A 19,085-nucleotide genomic window follows, 5' to 3' on the forward strand; every position below is an offset into this window, starting at 1 on the left:
TACAATATAGCAGTATAAGTATTTTAAGATTGACATGAAAATTGACCCTGTAGAGCTAACTAGGAAATTGATCTCTTTTGAGAGTATAACACCAGAAGACAGCGGGGCAATAGAGTATATAGCAACAATCTTCAAGAAGAGCGGCTTTGATTGTGAGATTTTAGAATTTGGTGATAAAGTTAAAAATCTTTATGCGAAATATATAAATGGAGTACCAAATTTGTGCTTTGCTGGGCACGTTGATGTTGTACCACCGGGTCAGTTAAAAGATTGGGCGTTTGGTCCATTTAATCCAGAAGTGAGGGATGGAATGCTATATGGAAGAGGGGCCGCTGATATGAAAAGCGGAGTAGCTGCATTTATTGCTGCTATGGTAAATTTGATTGCAGAGAAGTTTCAATTTAATGGTTCGATAAGTGCATTGATTACCAGTGCTGAAGAAAGCATGGAAGAATATGGAACAAAGGCAGTTTTGGAATGGATGAAAAGTAAGCAAAAAAAGGTGGATTTCTGTGTGGTTGCTGAACCAACCAGTAGTGAGAAATTAGGTGATACCATAAAAATAGGCAGAAGAGGTTCTGTAACATTTGAATTAATTTGCCATGGAAAACAAGGGCACGTTGCCTACCCAGACCTAGCAGATAATCCAATATATAAGGTAATATCGATATTGAGTAAGATAAAAAATGCTACTTTTGATCGTGGTAATAAATATTTTCAGCCTTCACATTGCGAAGTTACTACTATCGATGTTGGAAATAATACTAGCAATCTAATACCTGGTTCAGCAACTACATGTTTTAACATTCGATATAACAATGAACAAACACCGGGTGGCCTATATAAGCTGATTGATGAAATATGCTCTAGTGTAACTAACGATTATAAGCTTTCTATGCATAGCAGCAGGGACGTTTTCCTCTCTACTCCCGATAGGAATACTGATATTATGCTTGATGCAATAAGTAAGGTTACCAACATTGATGCTATACTTAGCACAAGTGGTGGCACATCTGACGCTGCGTTTATCAAAGATGTTTGTCCAGTGATTGAATTTGGTATAATCAACAAAACTGCACATCAGATAAACGAATGCGTATCAGTAAACGATATACACAAGTTAACAGCTATATATAAGGAATTTATAGAAAATTATTTCAATCCCACTAATAAAATATTGAATCAGGTCAACGTAGTTAGTAATATATCTAGTGGTCCATTGTTAGCTTAGATGTAATCAGATCTCTTGCATAACTGTTGTTTGAATAATAACTTGTATCATTCCAGCAAAATGTGTCAAGTAAGTTTTTTCGTTTCTATAGCTACTTGGATGACAAAAAAAGAAATACTAGACTTTATACCTTTTGCACTCAAATTCACATAAATCATGAATTATGCACGTTTCACACGAAGGTTTCTGTGCTTTGCAAACATATCTACCATGCAAAACTAGCCAATGATGAGCATAAAGCAGGTATTTTTTGGGAACCACATTTAAAAGAGATTGTTCTGTTTTAAACACATCTTTTTCTTTCACAAGCCCGATTCTATTGCTCACTCTAAAAACGTGAGTATCAACTGCCAATGTTGGAATGCCAAGCCCCGAATTTAAGAACACATTAGCGCTCTTTCTTCCCACTCCCGGCAAAGACACCAAATCATCGAAATCAGTAGGCACTTTGCTATTGTACCTCTCAATCAATATTTTGCTGAGCCCGATTATGTTTTTTGCTTTGGAATTATATAAACCAATACTGCTTATGCATTTTCTTAGCTCACTCTGCCCAAAACTCAGCATTTTTTCTGGCGTATCAGTGATACTAAATAGCTCCTTTGTAATTTTATTAACGCTTATATCAGTTGTTCGCGCTGATAGAACTATCGCAACTAATAACGTAAAATCATTGGTATAATTCAGCTCTATTTTTGGTGCAGGATTTGATTGCTTGAATTTTTCAAATATCAGTTCTACTTTTTTTGAGTCCATGCATAGAGCTAAAAGCTTATACTACACTGGTTGCTGTGCAAATTCAATTCCTTTAGGCTTAGATAGTCCTTCAGCATTAACATCAGACATATCAGTTTTTACCTCATCAAAATTCCTCTCAGCAAATTCGCTTGCCACTTCCGCAAAACACTTTTTAATAAGAGGCATAACAATTGGCATTAACAGTTTTCGTGGATCATACCATCCTAACAGGTCAGTTTCCTTTTGTACCCTATCTCTTGGATCCTCTTCTAGTAAATCTTTTGTGTGCTTTTCAGCATATATTTCACAGCCTTTTGAGAAAACAGGAGCTAACATTTCAATTAATACTGCCAATAACAATAGTGAACCAAGTATGGTTCCACCAACAGTTAATCTATTAGCAATGAAATTTGTTGTAAGTAGATAAACAGAAAAAGCAGCTAAAGGATAGTTGATAAGAAGCTTACTGCCTAGCGCGATATAGTTCATTTTACTTATGAATTCATCAGTGGAAATTTCTGAATTTTTATACTTTTCCATATAATAATTCACTAATAAACCAAAGGCTCTACTAATAGCGATGTTAAATGCTATGATCCACCATGAAAAATAGCAACCTATAGTAACTGTAGTTAACAGGCCTAAGGGTAGAACACTACGAGTCCGAATAAATAGTAAGGCATTTTTACGTTCTATAAATCTTAACGCTAATTCTTTTTTATCCTCATCTACTAGGTTCTTTTTTTCCTTTAGAGGAGAAATATAAAGAAATAGCCGTATACTAGGTTTTGATAAGCGTTTATTAAGCTCGCCAGGGTCTGACGGCCTAAAAAAACTGCCATAAATATCTCCTGAAAAACAGTATTCCACATCCTCTTCAAACGCACTATCATTCTTTTTTAATATAGAAGTCAATTCATCAAAATCTTTACCTATAGCTTCTTCACCAATCCCTAGTGTATCGAACAGCTTCTTTCTATAATGAAATTCACGTGCTGTTAAACGTCCATTACTTTCAGCACCAACACTGACTTTAACACAAGGATTTCCTGACTCTAAAGGTTCAATGTACTTTTTTAGCTCTTGATAAGCTTTATAAATCTGATCAAATCTATTTTTGTCTCCACCTTTGTCAGGATGGTTTACAAGTATCAATTTATTATATTGTTTTTTCAGAAACTTGCTAAGAGCTTGATAATCCTTACCTACAATTTGTTCAGCTTTTATCTCTAGTACGTTAAACAGATCATTATTATCATAAAACTCCTGACCAGTTAACTTAAAATGTTGACTCATTACTACACCTCACATAAATACACGATACTATTAGTATAATATATTTAATGTTTCACACAAGCATAAAAATATCAAGCAACCACTAAGAGAAGAAACCCTCTTTCCCATCATACAAATACAACTTATCCATTCTCACCACATCAAAATTATGTTCCTCAAATTTGATTAGCAAGTTATTCACATCACTATTTGTAATTTCATTATTTGCAATGAACCTGCAGGTTATTTGGTCACTTGAAGACTTTGAACTTCCTGGCCAAATCGCAAGTCCTTTTGAGTATATTGCTATCATTTGCAGATTACTTGATTCAAATAATCCTACTATTTGATCAACATTACTGGATTTGTCCCAAGCGAGAGTTATATCACTACCCACTAGCTTTTTAACTTTGTAATCTTGTTCGTAATTGTCTTGTACTTTATTTATTTTACTATCCAAATTTATTTTACTATCCGAACCACTGCCAATTATAAGCTCAGCAGGTTTCTTTCCTAAATTATCTATAACAGCTTCTGCAAATTCTTTGGTACCAACTTTCTGTTTACTTCTTTTCTCCTTATATAAATCGGCAGTGTGTATTCCATCCTCCAAAGTCTTGAGCCATGCATCGTAGATTAGTTTTGCAGTACCCACTTGACCTATGTAAATTAGCATATGCACTGCAGCATTTAAAAGACCAGAAGGATTGGCTATGTTTTTTCCTGCAATATCAGGGGCAGAACCGTGCACTGCTTCAAACATTGCGTATTCATTCCCGATGTTGCTACTTCCGGCAAGCCCCACAGATCCAGAGGTTTGTGCGACTATATCTGATAATATGTCGCCATATAAGTTCTCGGTTACTATAACATCAAAATTCTCCGGTTCTGTTGCAACACGCGCCATTCCAATATCAACTATATAATGTTCTGCCTTTATATCTGGGTATTCCTTTGCAATGCGATCAAACGCGGCATGGAAAGTTCCGTCAGTCATTTTCATGATGTTATCTTTAGTCAGGCAAGTTACTTTTTTTCTGTTGTGTTTTTTTGCATATTCAAAAGCGTACCTGCATATCTTCTCTGAGCCAGATCTAGTAATAATTTTAGTGCATTGGTAAGAGTCACCAGTGAGCCTATGCTCTATTCCGGTGTAAACGTCCTCTTCATTTTCACGTATCACTACGATATCAAACTTATCGAATTTATTTTCTATAACAGGATGATATGAAATGCATGGTCTGATATTTGCATACAACCCTAGATTTTTTCTGAGTGCAACGTTTAAGCTTTTGTGCCCTTTACCTTGAGGAGTTGTTGTCGGAGATTTTAATAATATTTTTGTCCTTTCAATTGATTCCCAACCACTTGGAGAAATTCCGTGAGACCATTCTTTACTGTAAACACGCTCCCCTATTTCAATAATATCTATTGAGATTTCCGCTTCTGCTTCGCGCAATATCGACAGCACCGCTTCCATGATTTCTGGTCCGATACCGTCGCCATATGCAACTGTGATTAGTGTTGACATAACTTCCCTAGTTATAAATGATTTAATATTAATTTAAATAATAGAGTGGCACAAGTAGCTAATATTACCCAAGTTAGTATATTTACGGTTATTTAATAACGTATTTTTATATCATATGATGATATTATGAAATATAGGTGGGGTTATGAATACTGAAATAAATGTTAAAGTAAATTATGTAGGATTTACAAGGCGTATTGTAGCAGAAATACTTGACCTCATCATATTTTCCCCTCATTTTATCTTCGGTTTTATCTATGGTGTATTCATCGTATCATTACAAGATCAAGATAAAGACTCTTTTCAGGAACTTGCACAACTAGCAACAGAAATACCATTTATAGTTTCTACAGTGGTCGCAACATTAGTACTAACAATATCCAAAATATTAATGGTAACAAAACTTGGTGGTACCCCAGGAAAACTATTGTGTGGTATGCATATTAAAGATGCTAATACATTTACAAATGTTACCCTTATGCAAGCAACAATAAGATGTATTTCTAAGGGAAGCATCTGGATTATTTTTCGCTTTTTGCTTCATCTGCATTATCATGGTTATACTTTTCTATATCTTTTAATTGTGCTAATTTTATTTTTGTTTGCAGTATTTGATCAACGCAAACAGACTTTTTACGATAAAATTGCAAAAACAGTAGTGATAGACTATAAATCTAGTTGATATTTTTCTTTATAGGTAGTACATGGATAAAAAAGTAAACTACTCAACGATGACAAGACGTACTCTAGCATTTATAGTTGATTGTATTTTATTTATCGCAATACCATTTGGTTTAATGGCGGTGGGTTTCTCACTTACACACGCAATACAAGGGATCATGGGTGCAATAATTGTAATCACCACGATTGTATTTTCTTTATTTTTAATGATACCATGTATATTTCATATATTCATGCTAGTAAAATTTGGCGGCACTCCAGGACACTTGTTATTTAGCATGCGTGTAAAAGACAAAGATACATTTGAGTCAATCACTACAATGCAAGCAATGAAAAGGACTATAGCTCTTTTTATAATTTATTGCATATCACTTTGTAATCCCATTTTATTCTTAGCTATACTAATCTTAGTTTTAGTATGTGCAGTAGGTGATGAACATAAACAAGCTTTTCACGACAAAATTGCAAACACGGTAGTGATAGATTATAAACCTAGTTGATATTTTCCTTTAGCTGTCTGCCACCAAGGGTGTCATTCCAGTGTCACGCGCTAACTTAAGGTAAATTGCCAACTTATAGCCTTTCTTATAATAGTCCGAATGCGATAAGATATGTGTTTATGGCTATAGCAGGCCAGTAGCATATTACGGTCTGTTCGGATTATTGTAAAAAGAGCTATAACTATAAATATATTTTGGTAAATCCAAATTATTTTAGCTATAAGAGCGTTTTACTTTTTGCTCAGCATATCCATCATAACTGGCTTACTTTTAGTGATTCATGGAGTTAAAAAAGTCAGCATTGCTCTTTGTTAAAAGTAGTTTGTCACGTAAAAATTCCATTGCTTCAACGGGTCCCATAGGATTGAGTATCCTACGCACCACCCATATTTTATTTAGTATAGCCTTATCAACTAATAGCTCTTCCTTCCTTGTTCCGGATTTTGTAATATCAATAGCTGGAAATATACGTTTATCAGAAAGTTTTCTATCAAGTATGATCTCAGCATTTCCTGTACCTTTAAACTCTTCAAAAATAACTTCATCCATTTTTGAACCAGTCTCTATAAGAGCTGTGGCGATTATAGTTAAAGAACCCCCATTCTCAATATTACGAGCTGCTCCAAAAAAGCGTTTTGGTCTCTGCAGTGCGTTTGAATCTACACCACCAGTTAGAACTTTCCCAGACGAAGGAATAACCGCATTATAAGCACGTGCAAGTCTAGTAATATTGTCAAGTAGAATTACCACATCTTTTTTATGCTCAACCATTCTTTTAGCTTTTTCTATTACTATTTCAGCAAGCTGTACGTGACGGTAAGCAGGCTCATCGAACGTAGAACTTACTACCTCACCTTTTACAGAACGTATCATATCTGTTACTTCTTCAGGTCTTTCATCTATAAGTAACACTATTAATTCTACTTCAGGGTGATTTATAGCTATAGAGTTAGCCATTTGCTGAAGCAATACAGTTTTTCCTGTGCGAGGTGGAGCAACTACTAACGCTCTTTGCCCTTTTCCAAGAGGAGCTACTATATCTATAGCACGCATGCTTAAGCCTTTTTTATCATCACCATTATTACACTCAAGTACTATGCTTTCCTCAGGATAAAGAGGAAGCAAATTATCAAAATGGACGTACTTTCTTAATTCACTTACTTCAGTAGAGTTTATACTTTGAACCTTAGTTAAAGTAAAATATCTCTCTTTATCACCAGGTGGCCTTATTTCTCCATATGCCATATCTCCTGTACGTAAATTAAACTTCTTTATTTGCCCGTTAGAAATATAAACATCATCGGTACTTGGGGCATAATTTGCACTTGCTGAACGTAAGAAACCAAAACCATCAGGCAATATTTCCACTATTCCACTCCCTGTGGTTATGCCTCCTTCTTCACTCATTTTTTTCATTAAGCTGAATATTATTTCCTGCTTTAGCATTCTACCATTGCTTTTACCGTTAGTTGAAATTTTTCTTTCTTCAGCTAACTCTAACAATTCTTCTGCTGTTTTCTCTTTTAATTCGCTCAGATCTAATGTTTTTCTGTTTTTCTCAGTACCTTCATTGACCATCTGTTTTACTGTATCGTTATTGTAAATTTGCTCACTTTTTTCAGGTTGAGCTGTAACCTTTCCTTTTGCCAAAACATCTTCATTGATTGTTGTCATAATCCTCCAAAAATTTTAATTGATGCTTACTAACCTAAAATGTGACTATAAGATAATAAATTAGGCTGAGTTAGTTTCAGTGCGTATTAAGCTTAATTATCATTAAACCCCGTACTTTACTTACATTATACTAATAAACACTAGCAAGTCAAGTTAATTTAATTTAATGTTAACAAAGCACAAAAATTTGAGGATTTTCAATAGCTATTCTTTATATTTTTTTAACCTTTCTTGCTTCTCCTCTTCTACTTTTGCTTTTTCCACTTCTGCTTCTAAATTTTCTTGACTACATAAGCCGAGTAGTACAGGATCTTGGGGTTTTATATTTTGCATGTTATGATGAGATCCATCTCTTACCTGCTCAACTGTGTAATTTGTTGTACTAATTAATTTAGCTATAACGTTATTGTCCAAGATAGGAAATTTTTTTACTAAATAATAAATCGCATCAGGTTTATCTCTACGTCTTGCCGTAGAGGCAAAGCCAAGAATGCTACCAATCGCTTTACTCCTTTTTTTTATATTTTTTATAATCAAATTTGGTACACGATTTGGATTTTTTTTGCAATCATCGATTTCTTTTTCAGTAATTATTCCAGAAATAATAGGGTTATATTTTTCTACTTCTATTTCCTCATCAGCTATGTCTTGTACTTCTTCAAGGGCCAATCTGCAACATTGTGCTATTTGATTAAAAGTTAAACCAGTGTTGTCTACTAACCAAGCAGCTATTTGCACTAGAAACTGTTTATTTCTATCGTTATTGCCCTTAGAAGATTCCATTGACATCAAAAAAGCATCTCCCATTTAAAGTATCCATTACTGTTATACAGAGCTAAAATATAAGCTATTAAAACTAAAAAAGCATTAATTTTGTCATTCAATAACTTTTTGTTTGTCACTTCCCACCTCTTAAGTTAATTAAATGCTCTCACCTTTAAGCATATTTCCCCTTCTTAAGGTATAGTATAACTCAGTTAAACATATGTTTCTATTTAAGAAGAGAGTTAAATTTTAAGTTAATATATTATATATATTATCTAATAAAGCAACAGGTTTACAAGTATTAAATTATCACTATTCTATAATTAACCATTAATTAACTGAGTTTAAAATGAATGTTAAAAATTTTTTCACTAAAGTAACTGTTGTCCTTTTAGCTTGCTTGTTAATCTTTGTGGGAGTTGGCAACCTTTTATCAGGTGATGATGAAAAAGAAGAGGTAGCTAGGGTTGGAAAAGAAGTTATAACGTCAGATGAGTATAAATCACTATATCAAAATTATGGAAAACAAATTTCTGGATCTGATGCGAGTAGAGAACAAGTAAAAAAGCTGAAATATGATTTGCTTAACGCACTTATAGAGCAAAAACTATTGTTTAACCTAATTAGTGAGCTGGGGTTGACAGTTGGAGAAGAGTCTATAAAAAACCATATTAAAAATACCAAATACTTTCAAAATGATAAAGGCGAATTTGACAAAAACAAATTCCATGAAACGCTAAATGACCTGCATATGACAGAGAAAGAGTATATAGCAAAGCTAGAGAAAATCCTGCCTGCAATGATGTTTATGACTTCGTTATTTAAAGATAATTATCCGGTAACTTTTGGCGAGAAAATTGATGAGCAGATATACAACAGTCGCTACCAAACTAGAGTAGTTGATATTGTTAAGATAACTGAAGATGCAGTTACAAACATTCCTGAACCAGGTGATCAAACCTTACTTGATTTGTACGAAAGAAATAAATCTCATTTTTATTATCCTGAGTATCGAACTGCGCAATATATTTCCTTAGGTCAAAAGTATTTTGAAGATCAAATCAAGATCTCAGATGAAGAAGTTGATGGCATAATAGAACAACAAGAACTTAAAGATCAAAGAGACATATTTAATGTAATATTTTCTACCAAAGAAGAAGCTGAGACAGCAAGAAGAGCATTTGAGGAGGGTAAAACAAGCTTTGAACAGATAGTAGAAGAGTTTGGCAAAGCAGAACTTGAAGAAACTAGAGTAAATAATATAACTAAGGATTTTCTACCGGAAGACATGAGAGAGAAGGTGTTTGCTCTTAAAGTAGGTGAAGTAAGTGAAGTTTTAGCAAGCAGTTTTGGTTGGCACATAATAAAAGTGGAAAGTGCGCATCAAATCTCTGATGAAGACTTAGTTGATTTAAAAAAAGACATAAAGTCAGTTTTAACTAACCAAAAGTCTTTTGAAAGAGTCAATGATTTCATAAACCAAGTGAACTATAAGATATACAATGGTTCAGCAATCGAAGAAATATTGAGTGAATATAATTTACCTATACAAACTATTGGTCCAGTAGATGCGAGTGGAAAAGATCAAAGCGGTAATAACGTAGGAGATTCTAGTGATTTGATTTCTTTCATTTTTTCGCGAGAAAAGGATCAGAAAGGTTATTTTAAGGGCGTTGGGGACGCTGTTGTTAGTGTAAAAATCATCGATATCGTTCCACCTAAATCACAAAGTTTTGAAGAAGGCAGGGCATCAGCAGTAGAGCTTTGGCAGAGTGAGTTTATAAAAGAAAGAATGTTTAAAATTGGGCAAGAGTTTGCAGTTCAACTAAGAGAAAAAACAGATTGGGAAAAAATTCAAGGTGTGGAATTAGTTGAAGATCAGCAGATGCATCGCAATGAACAAAACTACCCATTTTCTTTTGTAGAAGAGATTTTCAATATGAAAACAACTGGTTCAGTGACAGACCCTATTCAATACAATAATGAAATTATAATAGGTGTTCTAAAAGAAATGCATTCATCAAATGGCAAATTAAACATGCTTGACACTGGAAAACGTGTGATGATATCGCTAAAAGAGCAATTAATTAGCTATCTGGAATCAAAGTATAAAGTCGAAGTTAATCACGCTATACTTGATGATATATAGTCAAAAATCTTATAAGTTGCTTCAAACGCTTCCAGTGCCCAGACACACAACTGTACGAACATTGCGATTTGAGAGCAATCTTCACTAGAAAGGATGTCATCCCAGTGCCCAGACACTGGGATCCAGGAATTTTATTAAGTTGGTAAGCATAAAAGTAGCCGTTTTATGTTAAAATACAACGTTTTAATGATTAAAAAAAGGCTGGATTCCAGTGTCAAGCACTGGAATGACACCATTTGCTGTGCAATTTACCTTCAAAAATGAATGTTCGTATAGCTGTGCGCCCGGCACTGCCCTACATTATTGGTAATTATATTATAAGGTGCAAAAGTTGTATAATTCATTTGACTTAAAACGGCTCATTGTATAAAATTGTGGCTAATATATGAATAAAGGTTAACATGGCAGTTAAAATAAGGTTGGCGAGGTTTGGCGCAAAGAAACGCCCTTTTTATAGGATAGTTGTAGCTGATTCACGAGCACCAAGAGATGGGCGTTTTATTGAGAAAATAGGACAATATGATCCAATGTTACCAAAAGACAATAAAAATCGTGTTGTGGTGAAAGCTGATAGATTAAAACATTGGCTAAGTGTAGGCGCGCAGGCAACTGAAAGAGTACTGTGGTTTATCAAAAAAGGCATAGTAACTTTAGAAACAGAACCAAAGAAAACAGAAAAGAAGAAAGTAGAGAACGAGAAAGCACAAGGGCAAGAGGCATAAGTCTCTTAAAATGCTAAATACTGATTTAACAAACAGCGATAAATTAGACGATATTGTATCTTCTGATTTGTCAGCTATGAATGACTTTGTCTTCAAAAATGTCAATGATGAAGATGCTAAGCTTGCTACTGATATTATATCTCATCTTGTTAGGTCAGGTGGAAAAAAAATAAGGCCTAAACTAGTTTTTATTATATGTAAAATGCTAAACTATTCTGGGGAGAATAGGATCAACGTTGCTGCATCGGTAGAGTTTATACACAATGCTACTTTACTTCATGATGATGTGCTCGATGAAAGTGAGGCACGCCATGGAGTTAAAACAGCGAATAAGATTTGGGGAAATAAATCAAGCATTTTAGTTGGTGATCTATTGTTGACTCTAGCATTTAGATGGCTTATAGAGTGTGGAAATTTAAATATTCTCTCTATTTTATCTAAAGCATCGCATTTACTTGTGAAGGGTGAAATAAAGCAGATGACAGCACGCTTTGACCCCCACACAGTCAGGGAAAATTATTTTGATATCATTGGAGAAAAGACAGCATCTTTATTTTCTGCATGCTGTGAAGCTGCATCAACAGTATCTGGTGCAACAAATGACGAAACAGAGAGGCTAAAGAATTTTGGTTTTAATTTTGGTATGGCATTTCAAATAGTTGATGATATGCTCGATTATACTGCTAATCAAGGCACTTCTGGAAAGCAAGTCGGAAAAGACTTTTTCGAAGGTAAAGTCACCTTACCTGCTATTATAGCATACGAAAAGGGCAGTCCAGCAGAGCAAAAATTCTGGGAAAAATGCTTTTCTTCAGCTAGACACAATTTTGACCAAGCATTACACTATATTAATCACCATAATGCCATTCAGCTTTCTATGGAAAAAGCTAGACACTACATTAATATGGCACAAAATGATATTAGTACTTTTTCTGATTCTTTTTATAAAACTACTTTAATTAACTTTTTAAATGCGAGCATAGAAAGACGAATGTAGCTGGCGCTTGATATTTTCAGATTAATTGTTATATATTTATTAGATTCTTAAGGGTAATGATATGTCAGATAGCAGTAAGGAGAAAAAGAAGAAGTTTGCTGATATGGTAAGTAGGCAGAAAGGTGACGACCAACAAAGTGATAACCATAAGCAAACTGATGATTTAAATGAAGATCTCAATACATTAAAAGAACGTGCAGTTCAGCTTGAAGATCATTTACGCCGTGCTGTTGCAGATAATGAAAACGTCAAACGTATAATGCAAAAGCAAATTAGCGATGCAAGTGACTACGCAGTCACAAAACTTGCACGTGATATGATCGACTCGTGCGACAATTTAAAAAGAGTAATGGAAATTTTGAAAGACGGTGATCCTGTTCATGAGGGGATTAAAGTAGCTTATCAAAAAATTATAAATGATCTAAAAAAACATGGAATAGAGGAAGTAGACCCACTTGGTGAGCTTTTTGATAGTAATTTACACCAAGCTGTTGTGGAAAGAGAAGACAATGAAAAAGAGCCTGGCACCATTGTAGAGGTACTACAAACTGGTTATACTATCAAAAATAGGTTGCTCCGCCCTGCAATGGTTATTCTTTCTAAGAAATCTGCTGATTGTGGAAACGATTAGCATGAGGTAAATGTATAATGACAAGTATTGTCTTTTCAGGTATCCAGCCAAGTGGCGTACTACATTTAGGTAATTATCTTGGTGCAATCAAACAGTGGATAGACTTACAGGATAAATACAAATCTCTTTTTTGTATTGTCGACCTACATGCAATCACAGCAAATAAGCTTCCCGCAAGTGAATTAAAAAGTAATATTTTCAAAACAGCAGCAGCTTATATTGCATGTGGAATAGATCCAGAAAAGTCCATTATTTTTAATCAGTCCACAGTTAGTGGTCATGCAGAACTGGGCTGGCTGCTTGGGTGCTATACACCAATTGGTTGGCTTAATCGCATGACTCAATTTAAAGATAAAGCTGGCAGCGATAAACAAAAAGCCTCTCTTGGATTATATAGTTATCCAGTACTTATGGCTGCAGATATATTGTTGTATCAAACTAAATACGTTCCTGTTGGTGATGATCAAAAACAGCATTTGGAGCTTGCACGTGATATTGCATCAGCTTTTAACAATCATTATAAGCTGGATCATTTCATCGTACCTGAAATCTTAACTTTGGATTGCACATCAAGGATAATGAGCTTAAGAGATGGTACAAGCAAGATGAGTAAATCTGATCCTTCAGAACATTCGTGCATTAACCTTGATGATACGGATGACTTAATTGTCAAAAAAATAGAAAAAGCAAAAACAGATTCAATTCTAGGCTTTGCTACTTTAGAGTGCCGACCAGAAATAAGCAATTTGATAAACATTTATTCAGTGCTTAGTAATGTAAATGCAGAAAAAGTATGTGAAGAAGTGAACAAACATGACATGAAGCACTTCAAAAAAGAGTTAGCTGATTTAATTATCAGTGTTATATCACCCATACGTGAGAAAATGAATGATCTTTTAAAAGACCAATTCCATTTACATGAAATATTAAAAAAAGGCACAAAGAAAGCAGCAGAAATTGCAACCCATAATATAAAAGAAATCAAGGATATTATTGGATTTGCTCAATATCTGTAAGGTTCCAAAGTGTGATGGTGCGAACCGTCATACCGCCGCGGTATCTCAGCCGCTAACACGTAGCGGGATGACGGTTTTTCAAATTGTCGGTAAATCTAAGTCAGTTTAGCTATAGGCAGCAATTTTCTGTATTTATTTTAAGTTGAAGAAAGCTCAAATGAAAAATCGTGTTTTGCTAAAAATCACAGAATGCAGTCTGGTTACAAAATTCTCTAATGGTCTTAAATAAAACTTCCAGTGAATGATTGTCAGACATATTGTGCTCTGCTGATTTTATTAAGTGTACTTCAACATCGGTTGACTTAATTTTTTCAGCTAAATTCAATGAAGTTTGATAAGGAACATCTTTATCATTAATGCTATGCAGCAAGCGCACAGGACAGTTTATATCTATTGTCTTTTTGTTTAAAAGAAGGTTCTTTCTGCCATCTTCGATCAAATTTTTAGTTATTTTGTATGTACAATGCTCTGAAGTAAAATCTATTACACCTTTAGAATCTAGTTCTTCTTTTTGCTTGCCTGACAATTGCTTGAATATCAAATCTTCAGTAAAATCGGGAGCAGACGATATACCAATTAGTGCTGCAATTTTTTCTGGAAATTGAAGGGCAGTGAGCAACATCAGCCATCCTCCCATACTTGAACCTATAATTATTTGTTTATCGCTAGTTAATTCACTCATTACTTTAGCACAATTTTTTTGCCAATCACTTATCGTGTAATCAATAAAATTACCACTTGAATGACCGTGACCAAAATAATCAAATAGCACAAGTGCTACGTCATTTTCTTGGCAAAATTTGTAAATAGCAGTTGCTTTAGTTCCATCCATATTGGATGCAAATCCACCGAAAAAAACTACAGAAGCTTTCTTTCCTTGTAGCTTTCGATATGCTATGTGACCATTATTTCCATCAAACAATTTACAATAATCCATACTACTTTGGCAAAGCAACCGGGCTATCACTCAATTGATGCAAATAACTAACTAGATCTGCAATTTCTTGTGGATTGGAAATACCTGCAAATGCCATACGTGTACCTTTTATATAGGCTTTTGGGTTCTTTAAAAAGGCAAATAGCTCCTCATACCCCCATTTTCCACCTCTTTCAAGCACTGCTTTTGAGTAATTGAATGAGTTACCAAGATGGGCCTTTTTATTTCCAACTATGTTCCATAAGTTTGGTCCTACTTTATTCATTCCACCTTTCTCAAAACTATGGCAGGCTATACATTTTTTTGCTGCTGATTTACCTTTCTCAAAGCTAGCATTCTGCATGAGCGCTCCAATATCAAGCGCCACTTGCTCGATTTTTTGCTGGAACTCATTGCTGCCAGCAGCTACTATCGTTTGGTGTTCAATCTTATATTCTTCTGGACTGTAAAGCATATCAACTACATTACTAACTATCATAATGATTAGCCCAGAAAGTAAAATCGATGCTGCAATCTTATTAAGCTCCATAGTTAATTTTTATTAAGTAATGTTACTTAAATTATGCGAATATTTTCGCAAATAGCAACCAATTACCTTGAAGCTCGCTAAAGATGAGAGTCTCTATAGCTGACCCAAGAAAGGTTTTCCTACGTCCATACCGCCGCGAACCGTCATACCGCGATTCATTCGCGGTATCTCAGCCGCTAACAAGAGATCCCGCTAACAAGTAGCGGGATGACGAGGTTCACTGCCATTAAGTTAAGGAAAGAATGGTTAAAAACTGAACTAAAAAGTCAGAAATAATTAAGGATTTATGACAAATGCTGAAACAGAATAGAGTAAACTTTAAAGCAGATAAACTCTGAAGTGTAAATTACTTAAGAAATAGTTTGTTTAGAAGTCATTTTACAGGAGCTATGGCAATAAGCTACCCAGTTATTATCAGAAGATATGAATACTACCTCTAGTCAAAATATGTGTTTTCTAACCCTTTTTTGGTAATTGAACGAACGAAGATAAGGTACCTTATGACGATCAACTTTCCTTCCCTTTCTTACCGCCAAAGTGTTCATCAAAAATAGCTTTGATAATTGATCCATAATGCAGTCAGTATCTGATTCCGTAGCAAAAATGTCGAAAGCCAAGTTTTTGATCGCGTTAAATGAGACAGATTTGTTAATGCTCCTCTTAAGCTTATCATCGGTTAAGTCCATATTCAACGCTTCTTCTACATCTTCTGTCATAACACTTTCTAGGTTGCTAATAAAGATAGCTGACCAAAAATCCTGTTTAACAGACTCAACACTTTTTCCTGTAAAATTTTCTAGACTTAGTCTTCCTTTGAGTTTTGCAAAAAATGTCTCAACTCCCCAGCGTAAAAAATATAACTCCTTAAATCCTCCAGTTTGAAACTTTTGTTCATCCATTAATGATGTAGCTAACACTTCAATTTCACCAGATGGCAGTACCACTTTGAAGCGTTATTCCACTATTTTCTTGTTTTATCTTACGCTGAGCACATATGGTAACCTCAACACTAGATGGGCTTTTTTCTTCAAACATAGCATTCACTTCATTAAAAGATGATCTGGGACATCGAATGACATAAGCAATTTTTCTTTTTGTAAGGCTAGAAAGAAATTTATAAGATAAATATACAAATCAGTAAGTCATTAGTATTTACAACTTTAAGCATTTCATCTGCTAAGTTAATTTCATGAGTGTTACCTCTATCTAACACTGACCTTATGGCAACATTATTTAGCACATCTTAACAAACCGCAAAGGTTGCACTTGCATAATCACCTAAATCTTTTGGTTTTTGGTTACGTATTTTTCTTGAGCCAAATTCATTTTTTATTTCAACGCTTGTTGGTAAAATGATTTTGGAGGCATCAAGAGCTAACACTCTAAAGCCAAAACAAGTTTTAAATTTTTGGTCTTGGTAGTACAAGGAAACCACACCTTCGTTAATTTCTGAAAATGCACTGTGTTTCATTTTTTTTCTTGCTTGACTAAAAGCACTAGCAGTAACGGTATAGTCTTTTTTCCTATATAAAATAAATTCGTTTAGTATTACTTGCAGCGACTTTACACTTTTTCTTAAAATTAAGATAAATATGTCAATAAAAGATAACTTCCTCTTTCTCATAAAATCTTTTGAAGATGATTTATGGGATTCTATAAATTCTAGACTTGCCAATTCATTTTGAATAAATTTTATTACTGCCTTTTTTACTCATACTACCTTTAAACTTATTGGTATACATCATTATCCCATAAAATCTATCTTTTTTCCTTAACTTAATGGCAGTGAGACGAGGTTATCGTCATGCCGCCACGAACCGTCATACCGCGATTCATTCGCGGTATCTCTTAGCCGCTAACAAGTAGCTGGATGACGATTGTCAGGGTGTAATCCCAGTGTCCCTATGATGTCATCCCAGTGCCCAGACACTGGGATCCAGGAAAGTTTGCTTGTAAGCAAGCAAACTAGCACAGAAAGTGGTTACAACATTTTCGATGAGATTATATGGAAAACTGGATCCCAGTGTCAAGCACTGGGATGACAAAAAAAGGAGCACTGGAATGGCACCATTTGTTATGTTTAACAAAGTTCGTACTTAGCTTCATGTTAGCCATAAATATTTAAGAAATTTACCAAATGGAAAAAAAGGCAAAAGAAGCCCCATGGTTAACTAGTTCTGACACTGGTTTCCATCCAAGACGGCAGTAGCCCCTTCGGTGTCATTCCAGTGTCAAGCACTGGAATGACAAAGGAGAGCAGTGTCAGCTACTTGGATGACACCTTTTTTCTACTTAGTGTGGGTTATACAAGAAGTCTATTGTATAGCTATTGCTGATCGTATATTACTTATAGCTTATCTATTCAAATTTTGACTTTATTTTTCATAATTCATTATTGCTAAAAGATAGTCAGGAGCTTACTAAAACTAAGGGGACTATATGGAAACCTTTAATTGCTGTTTCATTATTATCTGTATTTAGTTTTACAGCTGGTCAATATCTTCCTTATGTTATTATAGCAGTTTCTGGTTCTGGTCCTATTGCAGCAGTTCCTTTAGCAATTTTTGCTGTTTCTACGGTTGTTGCACTTATTTCAGTGACATATCTTGTTAAACTGGCTATTTCTAGAGATGATAATAAGAAAGAAGTAGGTCTTAATGGACAGAAATTCGGCCATACTCCATCTCAAGAACCACAAAAATTTGTGTGTAAAAATTGTACTAATCTGGAGAATAAATCAAATGTACCTACTCCTCAATCACCTCCAGTAACGTTTGGAACACAACCAAATCCAAGTGCCAATATGCTACAGCCGCCGCCTCCTCCTCTATCAAGCTGTGCATCACCACCACCTCCTCCTATGCCAACTCCTGAGCAATTGAATCAAACAAGTGGTGCAGTACCTCCACCACCTCCTCCTCAAAATTCATCAACTCAACAGGGTAGTAATGATTTACTTAATAGTATAAAAAAAGCTGGCGGTAAGGCAGGTATGAGCAAAGAACAGAAAAAAGCACGCGATGAAAAATTAAAACAAAATAGGGAAAAACGAGAAAAGAATAGTGAAGATGAGCAAACAGATTCCAAAAATGCTTTACTTGCAGAAATAAGAGGAGGTTTTAAATTGAAATCAGTTAATAAAAATCAACAAAGCCCTGAGAAGAGTACTCCAAAAACAGAGTGTGATATAGCTGTTATTCTTGCAAGGAGAGTAGCCGTGGAATGCTCAGATAGTGAAAGTGAGAGTTCTAGTAGAGAGTCAGGTTGGTCTGATGAAGGCGAACAGGAAGAAGTAGGACCGAAACAAAAGATGCCGACAAAACACAGGAAAAAATCTATGCCTTCAAACCCCCAATCGTTCCATAAAGAAAGAAGCAAGAGTCCTGACAGTGGGCATGTATCTGGTGATGATGCAAAACCTGAACCCACATCTCCGTCACATCCTGCACCAGAGGCAGGGAAGCCACCGATACCGCCTAAGCCTGCTGGTTTACAAACGAAACCTGAAGCTCCTCCTGTAAAAGAAGAGAGTCCAGTAAGCAGTGAGATGAAAGATCCATCTACTCTTTCTGTTGAGGATCGCATAGCACAGTTTGGTGGAAAAGCGTTGCGATGCCAAAAGGAAAATGTTGTACAAGGACTATGATAACTATGAAATGGTCAGCCATGCACTTCCCTTCCTTTTCAAAATAAGTTTACCTACAGGTCT

The 19,085-nt window shown here is 35.0% G+C and carries 17 protein-coding genes and 1 pseudogene; 10 read left to right on the forward strand and 8 right to left on the reverse strand.

The window, feature by feature from the left end:
- Window positions 1-34: 34 nt before the first annotated feature.
- The gene (dapE, locus tag OOK89_RS05210; RefSeq protein WP_264718895.1) at window positions 35-1,231 is read left to right on the forward strand and encodes a succinyl-diaminopimelate desuccinylase; all 1,197 of its coding nucleotides are present in this window, start codon (window positions 35-37) and stop codon (window positions 1,229-1,231) included.
- A 117-nt stretch (window positions 1,232-1,348) separates the two neighbouring features.
- On the opposite strand, the gene nth is transcribed toward dapE, so the two are convergent.
- The 3 genes from nth to icd form a co-directional block, all read right to left on the reverse strand.
- Window positions 1,349-1,987, reverse strand: a complete 639-nt coding sequence (gene nth / locus OOK89_RS05215) for an endonuclease III (protein ID WP_209472633.1) — start codon at window positions 1,985-1,987, stop codon at window positions 1,349-1,351.
- A 21-nt stretch (window positions 1,988-2,008) separates the two neighbouring features.
- Entirely contained in the window at window positions 2,009-3,265 is a 1,257-nt protein-coding gene (locus OOK89_RS05220) for a molecular chaperone DnaJ (protein ID WP_264718896.1), read from the reverse strand.
- Between the two features lie 82 nt (window positions 3,266-3,347).
- The gene (gene icd / locus OOK89_RS05225) at window positions 3,348-4,775 is read right to left on the reverse strand and encodes an isocitrate dehydrogenase (protein ID WP_264718897.1); all 1,428 of its coding nucleotides are present in this window, start codon (window positions 4,773-4,775) and stop codon (window positions 3,348-3,350) included.
- A gap of 145 nt (window positions 4,776-4,920) precedes the next feature.
- Here icd and OOK89_RS05230 point away from each other — a divergent pair, with 145 nt between their 5' ends.
- Complete coding sequence (locus OOK89_RS05230) at window positions 4,921-5,457, forward strand: RDD family protein (RefSeq protein WP_006279799.1); 537 nt, start codon at window positions 4,921-4,923, stop codon at window positions 5,455-5,457.
- A 22-nt stretch (window positions 5,458-5,479) separates the two neighbouring features.
- Window positions 5,480-5,956 carry an RDD family protein gene (locus OOK89_RS05235; RefSeq protein ID WP_006279800.1) on the forward strand — a complete coding sequence of 159 codons (477 nt, stop codon included), beginning with the start codon at window positions 5,480-5,482 and terminating at the stop codon, window positions 5,954-5,956.
- Between the two features lie 270 nt (window positions 5,957-6,226).
- On the opposite strand, the gene rho is transcribed toward OOK89_RS05235, so the two are convergent.
- On the reverse strand, window positions 6,227-7,630 hold the full coding sequence (gene rho / locus OOK89_RS05240; RefSeq protein ID WP_007549497.1) for a transcription termination factor Rho: 1,404 nt from the start codon (window positions 7,628-7,630) through the stop codon (window positions 6,227-6,229).
- A gap of 204 nt (window positions 7,631-7,834) precedes the next feature.
- A complete protein-coding gene (locus OOK89_RS05245; RefSeq protein WP_010082495.1) occupies window positions 7,835-8,437 on the reverse strand; it encodes a cell cycle transcriptional regulator TrcR in 603 nt (200 codons plus the stop codon).
- A 307-nt stretch (window positions 8,438-8,744) separates the two neighbouring features.
- Between OOK89_RS05245 and OOK89_RS05250 the strand changes: the two genes are divergently transcribed.
- From OOK89_RS05250 to trpS, 5 genes are all read left to right on the forward strand, one after another.
- Complete coding sequence (locus tag OOK89_RS05250) at window positions 8,745-10,544, forward strand: peptidylprolyl isomerase (RefSeq protein WP_151807587.1); 1,800 nt, start codon at window positions 8,745-8,747, stop codon at window positions 10,542-10,544.
- 401 nt (window positions 10,545-10,945) lie between these two features.
- Complete coding sequence (rpsP, locus tag OOK89_RS05255; RefSeq protein ID WP_006279266.1) at window positions 10,946-11,266, forward strand: 30S ribosomal protein S16; 321 nt, start codon at window positions 10,946-10,948, stop codon at window positions 11,264-11,266.
- A 10-nt stretch (window positions 11,267-11,276) separates the two neighbouring features.
- On the forward strand, window positions 11,277-12,263 hold the full coding sequence (locus OOK89_RS05260; RefSeq protein WP_010962840.1) for a polyprenyl synthetase family protein: 987 nt from the start codon (window positions 11,277-11,279) through the stop codon (window positions 12,261-12,263).
- Window positions 12,264-12,324: 61 nt separating this feature from the next.
- Entirely contained in the window at window positions 12,325-12,894 is a 570-nt protein-coding gene (locus OOK89_RS05265; RefSeq protein WP_182282656.1) for a nucleotide exchange factor GrpE, read from the forward strand.
- A gap of 17 nt (window positions 12,895-12,911) precedes the next feature.
- The gene (gene trpS, locus OOK89_RS05270; RefSeq protein ID WP_264718898.1) at window positions 12,912-13,910 is read left to right on the forward strand and encodes a tryptophan--tRNA ligase; all 999 of its coding nucleotides are present in this window, start codon (window positions 12,912-12,914) and stop codon (window positions 13,908-13,910) included.
- Between the two features lie 175 nt (window positions 13,911-14,085).
- Here trpS and OOK89_RS05275 read toward each other — a convergent pair whose 3' ends face one another.
- From OOK89_RS05275 to OOK89_RS05285, 3 genes and pseudogenes are all read right to left on the reverse strand, one after another.
- Window positions 14,086-14,847, reverse strand: a complete 762-nt coding sequence (locus OOK89_RS05275) for an alpha/beta hydrolase (protein ID WP_012673268.1) — start codon at window positions 14,845-14,847, stop codon at window positions 14,086-14,088.
- Window position 14,848: 1 nt separating this feature from the next.
- Window positions 14,849-15,376, reverse strand: coding sequence for a c-type cytochrome (locus OOK89_RS05280; RefSeq protein ID WP_010082469.1), 528 nt, complete (start codon window positions 15,374-15,376; stop codon window positions 14,849-14,851).
- A 440-nt stretch (window positions 15,377-15,816) separates the two neighbouring features.
- Window positions 15,817-17,072, reverse strand: a pseudogene (locus OOK89_RS05285) (IS4 family transposase).
- Window positions 17,073-17,253: 181 nt separating this feature from the next.
- Here OOK89_RS05285 and OOK89_RS05290 point away from each other — a divergent pair.
- Window positions 17,254-17,418: a hypothetical protein gene (locus tag OOK89_RS05290; RefSeq protein ID WP_162829040.1), complete on the forward strand. Its 165-nt coding sequence runs from the start codon at window positions 17,254-17,256 to the stop codon at window positions 17,416-17,418.
- 353 nt (window positions 17,419-17,771) lie between these two features.
- Complete coding sequence (locus tag OOK89_RS05295; RefSeq protein ID WP_264718899.1) at window positions 17,772-19,022, forward strand: WH2 domain-containing protein; 1,251 nt, start codon at window positions 17,772-17,774, stop codon at window positions 19,020-19,022.
- Window positions 19,023-19,085: the final 63 nt, after the last annotated feature.

The organism is Wolbachia endosymbiont (group A) of Lasioglossum morio (assembly GCF_947250585.1).
Lineage (GTDB): Bacteria > Pseudomonadota > Alphaproteobacteria > Rickettsiales > Anaplasmataceae > Wolbachia > Wolbachia pipientis.